The organism is Aeromonas aquatica, from assembly GCF_000764655.1.
Lineage (GTDB): Bacteria > Pseudomonadota > Gammaproteobacteria > Enterobacterales > Aeromonadaceae > Aeromonas > Aeromonas aquatica.
This window is the reverse complement of the sequence record NZ_JRGL01000010.1, coordinates 16,330-31,808: the sequence shown is the minus strand read 5'-3', so window position 1 is coordinate 31,808 and position 15,479 is coordinate 16,330. Positions and strand designations below refer to the sequence as shown.

Genomic DNA, 15,479 nt, shown 5'->3' with positions numbered 1-15,479 from the left:
CCGGGGCTGCTACATGCTGAGTCCTAAGTCCTAAGTCCTAAGTCCTCACTCAGAATCATTCACACAACGCTTATGCTGCGCCCATAAAAAAACCGGCCACTTGGGCCGGTTTTTCATTGTTGCTGTGTACGCGGCGGGATTACCCCAGACGCACGCGCGCGTTTCTGAACATCCGCATCCAGGCACCGTCCTCGCCCCAGTTGTCCGGGTGCCAGGAGTTGGCCACTGTGCGGAACACCCGCTCCGGGTGCGGCATCATGATGGTGGCACGACCGTCAACGGTGGTGACCGCGGTGATGCCGTCCGGTGCGCCGTTCGGGTTGGCCGGGTACTGCTCGGTGACCTGGCCGCGGTTGTCCACGAAACGCAGCCCCACCAGGCCGCTCTGTTGCAGCGCGGCAAGGTGAGCGGCATCGCGCACTTCCACCCGCCCTTCCCCGTGGGAGACGGCGATGGGCATGACAGAGCCGGCCATGCCCGCGAAGAAGGCGGACGGGGAGTCCTGTACCTGCACCAGGCTGAAGCGCGCCTCGAAGCGCTCGGAGCGGTTGCGCACGAAGCGCGGCCAGAGCGTGGCACCCGGGATGAGGTCACGCAGGTTGGACATCATCTGGCAACCGTTGCAGACGCCAAGGGAGAGCGTATCACCGCGCTCGAAGAAGCGCTGGAACTGCTCGCGGGCACCGTCGTTGAACAGGATGGACTTGGCCCAGCCCTCACCTGCCCCCAGCACGTCGCCGTAGGAGAAGCCACCACAGGCCACCAGAGTCTGGAACTGATCCAGCTTGATGCGGCCGCTGAGGATGTCGCTCATATGCACGTCGACGGCGGTGAAGCCGGCGCGATCAAACGCCGCCGCCATCTCCACGTGGGAGTTGACTCCCTGCTCGCGCAGCACCGCCAGACGGGGGGAGACCCCGCGGGCGATATAGGGCGCGGCCACGTCCTCGGACGGGTTGTAGGTCAAGCTGGCGTGCAGACCCGGGTCGGTCGCGTCCTGGCGGGCGGCATGCTCCTGATCCGCGCACTCGGGGTTGTCCCGCAGGCGCTGCATCTGCCAGCTGGTCTCGCCCCAGAGGGTGCGAAGGGCGGTGCGACTGGCGCGGTACACTTCGGTCCCGGCACGCTGGAACAGGATGAGATCGTCTTCACGTACCGTCCCCAGCACATGGGAGCAGGCCGCCAGGCCATGGCCGGCCAGCAGGGTCAGCACGGCTTCTTTATCGTCGCGGCGCACCTGAATGACGGCACCCAGCTCCTCGTTGAACAGCGCCGGCAGCAGCTCGCCACCGATGCGATCGAGCTGGATGTCGAGGCCGCAGTGACCGGCGAAGGCCATCTCGGTCAGGGTGACGAAGAGACCGCCGTCGGATCTGTCGTGGTAGGCGATGAGTTTGCGGTCCGCCACCAGCGCCTGGATGGCGTTGAAGAAGCCCTTGAGCTGGACCGGATTGTCGAGATCCGGCGCGCTGTCGCCGAGCTGACGATAGACCTGGGCCAGGGCCGAGGCGCCGAGACGCTGCTTGCCATTGCCAAGGTCAATGAGGATAAGGTCGGTCTCACCGAGATCGGTACGCAACTGCGGGGTGACGGTGTTGCGCACATCCTCCACCCGGGCGAAGGCGGTGATCAGCAGGGAGAGAGGCGAGGTGACGCTACGCTCCTCACCCTCTTGTTGCCAGCGGGTCTTCATGGACATGGAGTCCTTGCCGACCGGGATGGTGATGCCAAGGGCCGGGCAGAGCTCCTCGCCCACCGCCTTGACCGCCTCATAGAGGCCGGCGTCTTCCCCCGGGTGACCGGCGGCGGCCATCCAGTTGGCGGAAAGCTTGACCCGCTTGAGGGAACCGATGTGAGCCGGCGCCAGGTTGGTCAGGGCCTCGGCCACCGCCATGCGGGCGGAGGCGGCGTGGGAGAGCAGCGCCACCGGGGTGCGTTCCCCCAGGGACATGGCCTCGCCGTGATAACCGTCGTAGGTGGCGGCGGTGACGGCGCAATCCGCCACCGGGATCTGCCAGGGGCCGACCATCTGATCACGGTTGACCAGCCCGGTCACGCTGCGATCGCCGATGGTGATGAGGAAGGACTTCTCCGCCACCGTCGGCAGGCGCAGCACCCGCTCGGCCGCCTCGGAGAGGGTGATGCCGTCGAATGCAAGAGGCTTGCCCTGGGCCGGCAGGCTGGCGACGTCGCGGTGCATCTTGGGCGCCTTGCCGAGCAGCACGTCCAGCGGCAGATCGATGGGCTGATTGTCAAAATGCGCATCGCTGAGGGTCAGATGCTTCTCTTCGGTGGCGGTGCCGATGACGGCATAAGGCGCCCGTTCACGCTCGCACAGCGCCTTGAACTGGGGCAGCTTGTCCTGGGCCACCGCCAGCACGTAACGCTCCTGGGATTCGTTGCACCAGATCTCGAGGGGGCTCATGCCCGGCTCGTCGCACTGGATGGCGCGCAAGTCGAACTTGCCACCGCGCTCGCCGTCGTTGACCAGCTCAGGCATGGCGTTGGAGAGGCCGCCGGCGCCCACGTCGTGGATGAAGACGATGGGGTTGTCATCGCCCAGCTGCCAGCATCTGTCGATCACTTCCTGACAGCGGCGCTCCATCTCGGGGTTGTCCCGCTGCACCGAGGCGAAGTCCAGATCCTCGGCCGACTGGCCGGACGTCATGGAAGATGCCGCACCGCCACCAAGGCCGATGTTCATGGCCGGGCCACCCAGAACTATGAGGGCGGCTCCCACCGGGATCTCCCCCTTCTGGACGTGCTCGGTGCGGATGTTGCCGATACCGCCCGCCAGCATGATGGGCTTGTGATAGCCACGCACCTCGACGCCGTTGTGGCTAGGTACCTGCTCTTCGAAGGTACGGAAGTAACCGAGAATGGCCGGACGGCCGAATTCGTTGTTGAAGGCGGCGCCACCGAGCGGCCCCTCCTGCATGATGTCAAAGGCGCTGACGATGCGGCTGGGTTTGCCGAAATCCTGCTCCCAGGGCTGCTCGAAGCCGGGGATGCGCAGGTTGGATACGGAGAAGCCCACCAGACCCGCCTTGGGCTTGGCGCCACGGCCGGTCGCGCCTTCGTCACGGATCTCACCACCGGAGCCGGTAGCCGCCCCCGGGAAGGGAGAGATGGCGGTCGGGTGGTTGTGGGTCTCCACCTTCATCAGGATGTCGACCCGCTCCTGGTGGTACTGATACTCACCGCTGGCGGGGCTCGGGAAGAAGCGGCCACCTTCGCTGCCTTCCATCACGGCGGCGTTGTCTTTATAGGCAGACAGGACATGGTCTGGCGTCTGCTCGAAGGTGTTCTTGATCATCTTGAACAGCGACTTGGGTTGCTGCTCACCGTCTATGGTCCAGTCGGCGTTGAAGATCTTGTGACGGCAGTGCTCGGAGTTCGCCTGGGCAAACATGTAGAGCTCGATGTCGTTCGGATTGCGGCCAAGTCGGGTGAAGTTCTCGACCAGATAGTCGATTTCGTCTTCGGCCAGGGCCAGACCCAGACTGATGTTGGCAGAGGCCAGGGCGGCGCGCCCTCCCCCCAGCACATCGACCTGAGTGAAGGGGCGTGGCGTCTGGTGCGAGAACAGGGCACTCGCCTGGCTCATCTCGCCAAACACCACCTCCATCATGCGATCGTGCAGCAGCGCCATCACCTCGGCCCGCTGGCCTTCGGTCAAGTCAGCCTTGGGCTGCAGGTAATAGGCGATGCCGCGCTCCAGCCGCTTGACCTGGTTCAGGCCGCAGTTGTGGGCAATGTCGGTTGCTTTGGAAGACCAGGGGGAGATAGTGCCGGGACGGGGGGTAACGAGAAACAGCTGACCGCTGGGGGTGTGTTCTGGGATGGTCGGGCCGTAGCGCAAGAGCTGGCCCAAGGTCGCTCGCTCCGGTGGCGACAAGGGGCTTGAAAGCTCGGCGAAGTGCACATATTCGGCATAGACGCTCTCTATCTCGACTCCTCTCTGCGCACAGCTTTGCAGCAGCTTGTGGACACGAAACTCAGACAGTGCAGGGGCACCACGCAAGATTTCCATATACCTTTCTCACCAAGTTTTAGAGTGTGGGGGGATTTGAGACGCGCGTATTATAGGGATCAGGCCGATAACGGACAAACGTTTTTCTCATCTAGCGCGATGTGACTCGCCCCACACTCTCTGGTATAAAGGAGCCTCTTTTTTGACAAATGCCGATTTTTTCAACAAGGGTACTCACCTACTTGCGCTGCATTTTTCGACTGTGTATCGGGATGCTGTTGACGCTGGCCCTCGCCGGTTGTGACTTCTACTCCCCCTCCAGCCAGCTGGAGCAGATCCGCCAGCGTGGCGAGATCCGGGTTGGCACCCTCTATGGGCCGACCTCTTATTACCAGCGTGACGACGTCGCCCAGGGCTTCGATTACGAGCTGGCGAAAGACTATGCCGACTGGTTGGGGGTCAAGCTGACCATAGTCCCCACCTACAGCACTGCCGAGCTGGTGGAGTTGCTTGAGAAGAAGAAACTGGATATCGCGGCCGCCGCCATCGTGGTGACACCGGAGCGGCGCAAGCTGTTTCGCTTCGGTCCTGGCTTCTACCAGGTCTCCCCCAAGCTGGTCTATCGCAACGGCTCCCCCAGACCTAAGGATCTCGGCGATCTCAAGGGCACCATAGTGGTACCCGCCGGCTCCACCGGCGAGGATCTGATGAAGGAGCTCAGCAAGCAAAACCCCAAGCTGAACTGGAGCGTCAACCGAAACGCGGACGTGGAGGAGCTGCTCAAGCAAGTCGTCGACGGCAAGGTGGACTACACGGTGGTGCAGGACACCGTGCTGGCCCGCACCCAGCGCTACTATCCCGAGCTCACCGAGGGGCTGACGCTGGCCAAGAAGCAAGCCGTGGCCTGGGCCATGACCAAGCTGCCCGATGACAGCCTCTACGCCAGCATCATCGACTTCTTCGGTCAGCGTTTCATGGATGGCTCCATCGCCAAGCTGGACGAGAAGTACTTCGGCCATGTGCAGAACTTCGATTTTGTCGATACCCGCACCTTTCTGCAGCGGGCCAAGAGCCTGCTGCCCAAGTATCAGGAGCTGTTCCAGACCCACGCCAAGGAGATCGACTGGCGCCTGCTGGCCGCCATCAGCTATCAGGAGTCCCACTGGGACCCACAGGCAAAATCCTACACCGGGGTGCGCGGCATGATGATGCTGACCGAGCCCACCGCCAAGGCGATGGGGGTCAGTGACAGAACCCACCCGGAGGAGAGCATCAAGGGCGGCGCCCGTTATCTGCAGGAGATGATGGAGAAGGTGCCGGACTCGGTGCCGGATGACGAGAAGGTGTGGTTCGCCCTCACCGCCTACAACATCGGTTATGGCCACATGATGGATGCCCGCCGCCTGACCAAGGATCTGGGCAAGAATCCCGATGCCTGGAGCGACGTGAAGGAAGTGCTGCCGTTGCTGCAACAGTCTCGTTGGCATCGCAAGGTGCGCTACGGCTACGCCCGGGGCGGCGAGGCGCGCAACTACGTCAACAACGTTCGCCAGTATTACCAGAGCCTGCTCTGGCTCGACAACGAGCAGCGCAAGGCCCATCGCCGGGAAGAGCTGGACGAGGATGACAACAGCGAGCCGAGCGCCACGGATGAACGCCCCACCATCATTGCCGAGGTGGTCAAGCAGATCATTCCCTGAGAACCTGTTCACGATCTGTGACGAGAGGTCGGAAGCAAGGTAAAGAGCAGCGCAGGAACCGGAGTGTATATGGATACATGAGCACTCTTTACCCCACATAAGCGAGCAGCACAGGAGCCTTGATCACGGCCTCGCAGTAAGATCATGAACAGGTTCTGAGGCCGACCCGGGTTTGTTTTCAGAGGGGAGGATCTGTTACCATCCTCCCAGACCTGTGACTGTCCGGGACGTGCGTATCGCAATATTTTCACCCACTTGCGATGCCGAAAGCAGAATGCACCGACGCACCCTCGACAGCGCCAGGATGACCAGGGAGGAAACAAGATGAGAACACGCAGAAGAGCCACGCTGACCAGGAAGAGCAAGTGTGCCTGGAGCCCCAGACGCAAGCTCAAGCTCAACGACATGAAACGCAAGATATGGCGCAGGAATCGCTCCTACACCCTGTTGATTGCAGAGCACACAGAATAAACCCGGCCAAGGCCGGGTTTTTTAATGCCTCATTATTGCGCCGCCTGCGCCGTCACCTCGAACGCGACCGCACGCTTGGAGACCAGGCTGTTGCAGTGGTTGCAGAAGTAATCCACGGCGCCGCAGGCCTTGAGCCGCTCAAGCTCCTGCTCACAGGTCGGGCACAGGGCCCGGATCCGGTAGCGAGCCTGACACTGCGGGCAGCTCGTCTCGCGGCTGCGGCTATCGAGCGCGGCGCTGCAGGCCGGGCAAATCAAGGGGTTCATACTGGACTCCTCTCATTGGGGCAGATCAAGGCAGCATAACCTCCTTTCTCCATCCCGTTTACCAGAAAAAACGGCTGCCACAGGCAGCCGTATTCGCTTATTTCTTGGTCTTGTTTCGCGCCTTGAGCAGGCGATCCCGTTGCCGCTCCTGGCTCAGGGTCAGGGTATTCTTCCTGCCCTCGAACGGGTTGGCCGACTCCTGGAATTCGACCCGGATCGGGGTACCCATGATCTTCAGCGACTTGCGGAAGTAGTTCATGAGATAGCGCTTGTAGGAATCCGGCAGATCGTTCAACTGGTTGCCGTGGATCACGATGCGCGGCGGGTTGTAGCCACCGGCGTGAGCATACTTCAGCTTGACCCGGCGACCGTTCACCATGGGCGGCTGGTGGTCTTCCTGCGCCATCTGCATGATGCGGGTCAGCATGGCGGTACTGGTCCGACGAGTCGCGGACTGGTACGCCTCCTGGATGGATTCGAACAGGTGGCCAACGCCGCTGCCGTGCAGGGCGGAGATGAAGTGCACCCGGGCGAAGTCGATGAAGCCCAGACGGCGGTCCAGCTCGTTCTTGACATCCTCTTTGATCTTCTGATCCAGACCGTCCCACTTGTTCACCACCAGCACCACGGAGCGGCCGGAGTTGAGCACGAAGCCCAGGATGCTCAGGTCCTGATCCGTGATGGTCTCGCGAGCGTCGATCACCAGCAGGCAGACGTTGGCATCTTCGATGGCCTTGAGGGTCTTGATGACGGAGAACTTCTCCACCGTCTCATGGACTTTGCCGCGACGACGCACACCGGCGGTATCGATGATCACGTACTTCTGCTCGTCGCGCTCCATGGGAATGTAGACGGAGTCGCGGGTGGTGCCCGGCATGTCATAAACGATGACGCGGTCTTCACCCAGCATGCGGTTGGTCAGGGTCGATTTGCCGACGTTGGGACGACCGACGATGGCGAACTTGATGGGCAAGTCGGCGAACGGCGTCTCCTTGGTATCTTCCCGGGTGTCGAGCTCACCGGCGGCCACCATGCGCAGCAAGGCTTCTTCGTCGAAGTCCTCATCCAGTTCGTGTTGCGCATCCTCTTCGTCACCCGCCGCCGCTTCGACCAGCTCTTCCAGGTGGGGAGCCAGGGCCAGCTCCAGCAGGCTCAGCACGCCACGGCCGTGGGCCGCCGCGATCTGGTAGACCTCGCCCAGTGCCAGCGCATAGAACTCGGACACGGCGGAGTCGCCATCGATGCCGTCGGTCTTGTTGGCAACCAGGAATACCTTCTTGTGGGTCTTGCGCAGGTGCTCGGCGATGGCCTGATCCGCGGCAGTCAAGCCCGCGCGCGCATCCACCATGAACAGCACTACATCCGCTTCTTCAATGGCCAGCAGGGATTGCTCGGCCATCTTCAGCTCGATCCCCTCTTCACTGCCATCGATACCGCCGGTATCGACCACGATAAATTCCAGCTCGCCCAACTTCGCCTGGCCATATTTGCGATCCCGGGTCAGGCCGGGGAAATCGGCGACCAGGGCATCCCGGGTACGGGTCAGGCGGTTAAACAGGGTGGATTTCCCCACGTTGGGGCGGCCCACCAGGGCTACTACAGGAGTCATAAAAGCCTCATTCTCAAGACGACAAAGGCTCCGGGTCCGAAGACCAGGAGCCGGATATTCAGATTGATGGGTGATCAGGGACGCGCTAGCGCGTACAACTTGCCACCACGGCTCTGCACATACAGGGTGTCACCGTCCACCAGAGGGGCGGCGTAGAGACCACTGCTATCGAGCTGCTGCATGGACTTGATGGTACCGTCGGTACGATCCAGCCAATACAGGTAACCTTCCACATCGCCGACCACCACGTAGTCGCCAAGGACGACAGGGGCGGTCACCGACCGGTTTTCCAGCTGGGTGTTGGACCACAGCTCCAGACCGTTACGACGGTCCACCGCGAACAGGTGACCACGGCTGTCGGTCAGCACGATGGCGTTGCCGGTCACCGCCATGTCGCGGTAGCCGGAATACTTGCGCTTCCACACCTCGTCACCGGTCATCAGCTTGCGCGCCATCAACTGCCCATTGTAGGCAATGGCATAGAGCTCATCGCCAGCGATGAGCGGGGCTGCATCCACGTCCACCATGCGATCCAGCTCGGTCGCACCGCGCGGATCCGCCACCTTGGACTGACGCACCGGCTGACCGTTGCTCAGCAGGGCGATGCCCACCTTGCCATCGGCACGGCCGTAGATCACGGCGCCGTTGGTGATAACGGGGGCGCCGGCACTGCGCAGGGTCAGCGGCGGCTGCTCTTCGCTGAGGGACCACTGTTGCTTGCCTTCATCGGTATCGAGGGCGATCAGCCGGCCCGAGGTGGTCAATACCACCACCCGGCCATCCTCGACGGCGGGGCTGGCGACCACTTCACCCGGCACATTGGTCTGCCACAGCACTTCCCCGTTTGCCTCGTTCAGGGCGTAGACCACCCCGTTCTCGGAACCGAGGAACAGCTTGCCGTAACGGGACACCAGGCCACCGGAGAGGCGGGCGCTGCGCTTGTCGGCGTTGACCGGCAGGTCTGCCAAGTCCACGCTCCACAGCACCTTGCCGCTGGCACGATCGAAGGCGGTCACATCCCCATCCCGCGCGGCGGCATAAACGTGATCCTCTTCCACCACCGGCTGCAGCTGGGAGTAGAAGTCACCTATGCCATCGCCAACGGAGGAAGACCAGCGGGTCTCGGCGCTGAAGCTGGAGGTGACCACCGGCAGCGCTGCCATCGGGGTCAGGTCTTCTTCCGAGCTGAACAGGGAGCACCCCTGCAAAGCCAGGGCGACGGCGGCGCCCAGCGCCATTCGCTTGTAGCTGTTACGCATCTGGTGCCTCATTTGCAGTCACGGCTGGCAGCGCCAGATCGTCCATCTTCAGCTTGAGTTCGCTGCTCGCCTGCAGACCGCCGGCATCCGCCGCCGCCTGATAGGCATCGCGCGCCTCTTCCGGCTTGCCCTGCTTGAGCAGCACGTCGCCACGGGCTTCCGCGACCTGAGCCTTGAATGCCTCGTTGTTGATCTTGGCAAGCTGGGCCAGGGCCTCGTCGGCCTTGCCCTGATCGTTGAGCACGCGGGCCAGACGCAAAGCGGCGATGGGGCGAATGCTCTCATCCCCATTGGTGGCAACCTGGGTCAACTGCTCGGCAGCCAGATCCAGCTTGTTGGCCTTGACCGCGGCCGCGGCCAGCTGCAAGGCGGCCAGTTCGGCGTAGGAGTCACCCTGGTGAGCGCTGATGAAGCTCTTGGCCTGCTCCAGCGCGGCGTCATCACCCTTGGCCAGCTGCGCGGTCACCTCGTTGTAAGCCGCGGAGGCGGTCTCCTGGCCAACCTGCTGCTGCTCGTTGTAATAACGCCAGCCAAAGAGGCCGACCAGACCGATCACAGTCCCTGCAAGCACCGAGGTCCCGTTCTCTTTCCACCAGCTCTTGATGACCTCAACCTGTTGTTCTTCGGTGGTATAAACTTCCACAGCTTATTCTCCTTTAGCTGCCAGCAGGGCGATGGCGGCATCGACCGAGATGGTCTGTTGCTCGGCCTGGCCACGCAAATATTTGAGGGTGATCTCCCCGTTTTGCACCTCGGTCTCACCGAGGATCAGGGCAATGGCCGCGCCGCTCTTGTCGGCACGCTTGAGTTGTTTCTTGAAGTTGCCACCACCGCAGTGGCTCATCAGGCGCATGTCCGGCAGCGCATCACGCAGCCGTTCGGCCAGCTGGAAGCCGGCTTGCTCGGTCCCCTCGCCCACCATGCACAGGTAGACATCCACCGCCGGGCGGATGTCGGCATTGAGCTCTAGGGTTTCCAGCATCAGCACCAGTCGCTCCATGCCCATGGCGAAGCCCACTGCGGGGGTCGGTTGACCGCCGAGCTGCTCCACCAAGCCATCGTAACGACCACCGGCCAGGACTGTGCCCTGGGCACCCAGGCTGTTGGTGACCCACTCGAACACGGTGAGGTTGTAGTAATCGAGACCGCGCACCAGCCGCTCGTTCACCTCGAACTGGATGCCAGCGGAGGTCAGCAGAGCCTTGAGTCCCTCGAAGTGCGCCAGGCTCTCTTCCCCGAGGTGATCGAACAGACGCGGCGCATTGACCAGAATGGCCTGCACCTTCTCATCTTTGGAGTCGAGCACCCGCAGCGGGTTGCTGTACATGCGCCGCTGGCTCTCTTCGTCCAGCTGATCCTTGTACTGCTCCAGATAGGCCACCAGCGCATCGCGGTAGGCGGCGCGCTCGCCGCTCTGGCCCAGGGTGTTGAGCTGCAGGGTCACGTGATCGCTGATGCCGAACAGACGCCACAGACGGTGGGTCAGCATGATGAGCTCGGCGTCGATGTCCGGCCCGTTGATGCCAAACAGCTCGACCCCGAACTGGTGGAACTGGCGATAACGGCCCTTCTGGGGACGCTCGTGACGGAACATGGGACCCATGTACCACATCCGGCGTTCCTGGTTGTAGAGCAAGCCGTGCTCGATGCCGGCACGCACGCAGCTGGCGGTCCCTTCGGGGCGCAGGCTCAGGCTGTCGCCGTTGCGGTCATCGAAGCTGTACATCTCTTTTTCGACCACGTCGGTCACTTCACCGATGGCCCGTTTGAACAGATGAGTCTGCTCGACGATGGGCATGCGGATTTCGCTGTAGCCATAATTGGCCACGACCTGGCGCAGGACCTGTTCCACTTTCTGCCATACCGGGCTCTGCTCCGGCAGGCAATCATTCATACCGCGAATTGCTTGGATCTGTTTTGCCACGTTGATACTCGAGAAAAAGACGTGAAATTTGGCCGCATTATAGGGATTTTCGGCCCCAAGGTAAAATCAGGGTGGCCGGATGCGGGATGTAAAATCAACTACCTAAAGCCGGGGCCACCCTCGGTGGCCCCGCTGTTGTTCAATGTTTCGCGGCTCAACCCTTGTCCAGGGCGATCTGGTTGGCCGGATCCAGCATGGCTGCCCGGGCGCGAATGCGGCGCTCCAGGATCGGGATGAGATCCTTGTTGTCGAGCCGGTCGACCCGCTGGCCCCCTTCGTAGAAGGCGCTCTTGTTGGCCGCCCCGGCCAGTCCCAGATCCGAGACCAGGGCCTCGCCCGGGCCATTGACCACACAGCCGATAATGGATACATCCATCGGCGTGATGATGTCTTCCAGCCGCTCTTCCAGCGCATTGACGGTGCTTATCACGTCGAATTCCTGGCGGGAACAGGAGGGGCAGGCGATGAAGTTGATACCGCGGGCGCGAATACGCAGGGACTTCAGGATATCGAAGCCCACCTTCACCTCTTCCACCGGGTCGGCGGCCAGCGAGATGCGCAGGGTGTCACCTATACCGTCGGCCAGCAGCATGCCAAGGCCAATCGCTGATTTCACCGCGCCGGCACGGAATCCACCCGCCTCGGTGATACCGAGGTGCAGCGGCTGCTCGATCTGCTTGGCCAGCAGGCGATAGGCGCCGACGGCGAGGAACACATCGGATGCCTTGACGCTCACCTTGAAGTTGTCGAAGTTGAGACGGTCCAGGTAATCCACGTGGCGCATGGCTGATTCGAGCAAGGCCTCGGGGGTCGGCTCACCATATTTTTCCTGGATGTCCCGCTCCAGGGAGCCGCCGTTGACGCCGATGCGGATAGGAATGTTGTAATGGCGCGCACAGTCGACCACGGCACGCACCCGCTCTTCGTTGCCGATGTTGCCCGGGTTGATGCGCAGGCAGTCAGCCCCGTACTCGGCCACTTTCAGGGCGATGCGGTAATCGAAGTGGATGTCGGCGACGATGGGGATGCGCGTCTGTTGCTTGATGAGCTTGAAGGCTTCGGCCGCCTCCATGGTCGGCACCGAGACCCGGACTATGTCCGCCCCCACCCGCTCGATCCGCTGGATCTGCTCGACGGTGGCGGCCACGTCCGTGGTCTTGGTGTTGGTCATGGTCTGTACCGTGATGGGAGCATCGCCCCCAACCGGTACATTGCCGACCATGATCTGCCTGGATTTGCGACGAATAATGGGGGATTCGTGAGCGGACATGGCGGACAGATTACTCCTGCGGCAGTGAGAAGCGAGCAGTCCGGCCGTTGTTGTAACGGCTCATGTCAAAGGACTTGCCCTTGTATTCGAGGTTGACCGCCATGGGCGCGCCAACGGTGAATTTGAGTGGCTCGGGTCCTTCCAGCACAAGTACGTCGTTCGCCTTCTTCAGACCGCTGAACAGGGTCTTGCCGTTGGCATCCTTGACATCCAGCCAGCAGTCGGCAGTGAAGCTCAACTTGAGCTGGGGCACCATGGCTGGCTCGTCGGTGGCGGCAGCCTCGGTTGGCGCAGTCGCGACGGATGCAGAGGCATCGTTCGCCACGGCGCCACTGACGGCGGGCAGCGGTTGTGCGGTCGCAGCAGACTCGCTCACCACGGGTTCGAGCACGGTGGGCGCGGCATCGGAGACAGCAGGCAGCGCCGGATCGACGACATCCACGGCTGGCGCGGCATTGGCAACGGAGAGGCTGTCGGTCGCCCCCATCTCGGTCGCCGCCAGGGCCTCCTCACCGGCGGAGCGACGGGCCGTGCTCTGCCACCACCAGGCGATGGAGAGCGCGATCAGCACCAGGATCACCAACCAGGTCACCACCTTGAGCCGACTGTCGTTGGCTTGCTGGCGGGAGCGGCGGGAGAAGCTCTGCATGTCGATGTTGTCGGGCGGCGTCAATCCCAGCTTGTCGTAAGCGGCGAGAATGGTCTCTTCCGGAATACCGACCAGCTTGGCATAGGCGCGCAGATAGCCGCGAATGAAGGTGTGAGACGTATTCTTGTCGTAGGTATCCGCCTCGATGGCGGCGATCAGGGTCAGACGAAGGTGAATGCGGGACGCAACCTGCTCACGTGTCCAGCCGAGCTGCTCACGGGCGTTACGCAGCAGTTGGCCTGGGCCCACTGCCTGGGAGTCGTCTTGGAAATCGTGTGGCTGTTCAGTAGTCATTGGCTAAGTAACGCTTGGCTTGTTGCGAAGTGGGATATTGCCTTACCAGCTCTGTCCCGAATTGGTGTAATAGTGCCGGCTTGTCCATGGCTTGCGCCAGCCGTAGCCTCAACCAGAGGCTATCTTCGTTTTCGTCTGCCACCTCGGCATAACGAACGAGGTAGGACTGCACATCAGGCAGCTTGCCATCTTTCATGGAAAGCTCGGCCATGTCCAGCAATAACCCCGGATTGCGGGGATTATACCCCAAGGCCAGACGATAGTACTCGCTCGCCTGCTCATTTCTGTGATTTTGCAGGGCGCAGAGCGCCGCATTCTCGTAGGTATCGGCGATCTTGACGTAATTGGGCTGGCTGACGGCCTGCAGGAACGCCTTGTCCGCTTCATCGAAGCGGCCCCGGTTGCAGAGGAAGGCACCGTAGTTGTTCATTGCGTCAGCATTGGTCGGGTCTATCTCCAGCGCTTTCTTGTAGTTCGCTTCGGATGCCTTGAAATCCCCTACGTGCTGATAGAAATAGGCGAAGCCAATGTAGACTTGGGAATTGCTCGGATCGTACTTCAGGGCACGGTCAAGATTGAACTTGGCCTGTTCGGCATTGCCCTGACGCAGATATTGAAGACCCAGATCGAGGCGGGTTTGGGCCGCCGCCTTGAGATCGGGTCCCACTTCACGCTGGGTCGAATTCTGACCCGCGTAAGTGGTTTCGGTAACACAGCCGGGCAGTGCGCAAAGCGCCGCTACCATGATCAATGTATGTGTATTCATTCCCTGACTATACAATGGCTTAGCACGTTAAACCATTTTGACGGAAATCCCGCTCTGTTGCATCCGATTTTTCATGGTGCGCTTGGTGCGGTCGATCACCTCCCCCACCAGCTGGCCACAGGCCGCATCGATGTCTTCACCGCGGGTCTTGCGGACGATGACGGTGAAGCCGTACTCCATCAGCACCTTGGAGAAACGGTCGATGCGACTGTTGCTCGGCTTGCCAAACGGATTGCCCGGGAAGGGGTTGAACGGGATCAGGTTGATCTTGCAGGGGGTGTCTTTGAGCACCTTGGCCAGTTCGTGGGCCTGCTGCATATCGTCATTGATATGATCGAGCAGCACATACTCCACTGTCACACGGCCACCGTTGGCGTTGGACTTGGCGAGATAACGACGCACACCGGCGAGGAAGGCCTCGATGTTGTACTTGTCGTTGATCGGCATGATCTGGGAGCGCAACTCGTCGTTCGGCGCGTGCAGGGAGATGGCCAGGGCCACGTCGATCTGATCACCCAGCATGTCCAGCGCAGGAACCACACCCGAGGTGGAGAGGGTGACGCGACGCTTGGAGATGCTGAAGCCGAAGTCATCCATCATCAGGCTCATGGCCGGCACCACGTTGGCCAGGTTGAGCAGCGGCTCGCCCATGCCCATCATCACCACGTTGGTGATGGGGCGCTTGCCACCGACGACCTTGGCGGCGCGCCAGACCTGGCCGATGATCTCGGAGACTTTCAGGTTACGGTTGAAGCCTTGCTGCGCCGTAGAGCAGAAGGTACAGGCCAGGGCACAGCCCACCTGGGAGGAGACGCACAGGGTCGCACGGTCCGCCTCCGGGATGTAGACGGTCTCCACTTCCTGATCGCCCACCTGCAGGGCCCACTTGATGGTGCCATCGGAGGAACGCTGCTCGCGGCTGATCTCCGGGGCACGGATCTCGGCGATCTCCTTGAGGCGCTCACGCAACGCCTTGTTGACGTTGCTCATCTGATCGAAGTCATCACAACCGTTGTGGTAGATCCACTTCATTATCTGATCTGCCCGGAACGGCTTCTCGCCCAATTCGACGAAGAAGGCACGCATGGCATCCCGATCGAGATCCAGCAGGTTGGTTTTTGTTTCGCTCATCAGGGGCCTCGGCTCACACACTTCATAAATTTATTGGCTGACCTACGTCAGGGGGCGGCATTGTACAAATAATGGGTCTGCCTTTCCACCTGGAGAATAAGGGGAGATAGGCCAAAAGACCAAAAAACAAAAGGGAGCCGAGGCTCCCTTGGTGATCACCGGGTGAA

12 protein-coding genes are annotated in these 15,479 nt (G+C 61.7%); 2 read left to right on the top strand and 10 right to left on the bottom strand.

Going from position 1 to position 15,479, the window contains the following annotated elements; genetic code table 11:
• Window positions 1-139 precede the first annotated feature (139 nt).
• Complete coding sequence (purL, locus tag LG30_RS0102420) at window positions 140-4,033, bottom strand: phosphoribosylformylglycinamidine synthase (RefSeq protein WP_033129122.1); 3,894 nt, start codon at window positions 4,031-4,033, stop codon at window positions 140-142.
• A gap of 149 nt (window positions 4,034-4,182) precedes the next feature.
• Between purL and mltF the strand changes: the two genes are divergently transcribed.
• Together mltF and LG30_RS22315 are read left to right on the top strand one after the other, a co-directional pair.
• On the top strand, window positions 4,183-5,673 hold the full coding sequence (gene mltF, locus LG30_RS0102415) for a membrane-bound lytic murein transglycosylase MltF (RefSeq protein ID WP_033129121.1): 1,491 nt from the start codon (window positions 4,183-4,185) through the stop codon (window positions 5,671-5,673).
• A 324-nt stretch (window positions 5,674-5,997) separates the two neighbouring features.
• A complete protein-coding gene (locus LG30_RS22315; RefSeq protein WP_161785787.1) occupies window positions 5,998-6,144 on the top strand; it encodes a hypothetical protein in 147 nt (48 codons plus the stop codon).
• Between the two features lie 32 nt (window positions 6,145-6,176).
• On the opposite strand, the gene LG30_RS0102410 is transcribed toward LG30_RS22315, so the two are convergent.
• The 9 genes from LG30_RS0102410 to rlmN all read right to left on the bottom strand — a co-directional run bounded on the left by LG30_RS0102410 (window position 6,177) and on the right by rlmN (window position 15,312).
• Window positions 6,177-6,410, bottom strand: a complete 234-nt coding sequence (locus tag LG30_RS0102410) for a zinc ribbon domain-containing protein (RefSeq protein ID WP_033129120.1) — start codon at window positions 6,408-6,410, stop codon at window positions 6,177-6,179.
• 97 nt (window positions 6,411-6,507) lie between these two features.
• The gene (gene der / locus LG30_RS0102405; protein WP_033129119.1) at window positions 6,508-8,019 is read right to left on the bottom strand and encodes a ribosome biogenesis GTPase Der; all 1,512 of its coding nucleotides are present in this window, start codon (window positions 8,017-8,019) and stop codon (window positions 6,508-6,510) included.
• A 74-nt stretch (window positions 8,020-8,093) separates the two neighbouring features.
• The gene (gene bamB / locus LG30_RS0102400) at window positions 8,094-9,278 is read right to left on the bottom strand and encodes an outer membrane protein assembly factor BamB (RefSeq protein WP_033129118.1); all 1,185 of its coding nucleotides are present in this window, start codon (window positions 9,276-9,278) and stop codon (window positions 8,094-8,096) included.
• On the bottom strand, window positions 9,271-9,921 hold the full coding sequence (locus LG30_RS0102395) for a YfgM family protein (RefSeq protein WP_033129117.1): 651 nt from the start codon (window positions 9,919-9,921) through the stop codon (window positions 9,271-9,273). Before LG30_RS0102395 ends, bamB begins: the two co-directional genes overlap by 8 nt.
• 3 nt (window positions 9,922-9,924) lie before the next feature.
• Window positions 9,925-11,202, bottom strand: coding sequence for a histidine--tRNA ligase (gene hisS, locus LG30_RS0102390; RefSeq protein ID WP_033129116.1), 1,278 nt, complete (start codon window positions 11,200-11,202; stop codon window positions 9,925-9,927).
• Between the two features lie 154 nt (window positions 11,203-11,356).
• Complete coding sequence (ispG, locus tag LG30_RS0102385; RefSeq protein WP_033129115.1) at window positions 11,357-12,472, bottom strand: flavodoxin-dependent (E)-4-hydroxy-3-methylbut-2-enyl-diphosphate synthase; 1,116 nt, start codon at window positions 12,470-12,472, stop codon at window positions 11,357-11,359.
• A gap of 10 nt (window positions 12,473-12,482) precedes the next feature.
• Window positions 12,483-13,415 (bottom strand): RodZ domain-containing protein, encoded by a 933-nt coding sequence (locus LG30_RS0102380; RefSeq protein ID WP_033129114.1) that lies wholly within the window; start codon window positions 13,413-13,415, stop codon window positions 12,483-12,485.
• Window positions 13,405-14,196 (bottom strand): PilW family type IVa pilus biogenesis/stability lipoprotein TapF, encoded by a 792-nt coding sequence (gene tapF / locus LG30_RS0102375; protein ID WP_152598988.1) that lies wholly within the window; start codon window positions 14,194-14,196, stop codon window positions 13,405-13,407. The genes LG30_RS0102380 and tapF overlap by 11 nt, the downstream gene beginning before the upstream one ends.
• 12 nt (window positions 14,197-14,208) lie before the next feature.
• Window positions 14,209-15,312 (bottom strand): dual-specificity RNA methyltransferase RlmN, encoded by a 1,104-nt coding sequence (gene rlmN, locus LG30_RS0102370; RefSeq protein ID WP_033129112.1) that lies wholly within the window; start codon window positions 15,310-15,312, stop codon window positions 14,209-14,211.
• Window positions 15,313-15,479: the final 167 nt, after the last annotated feature.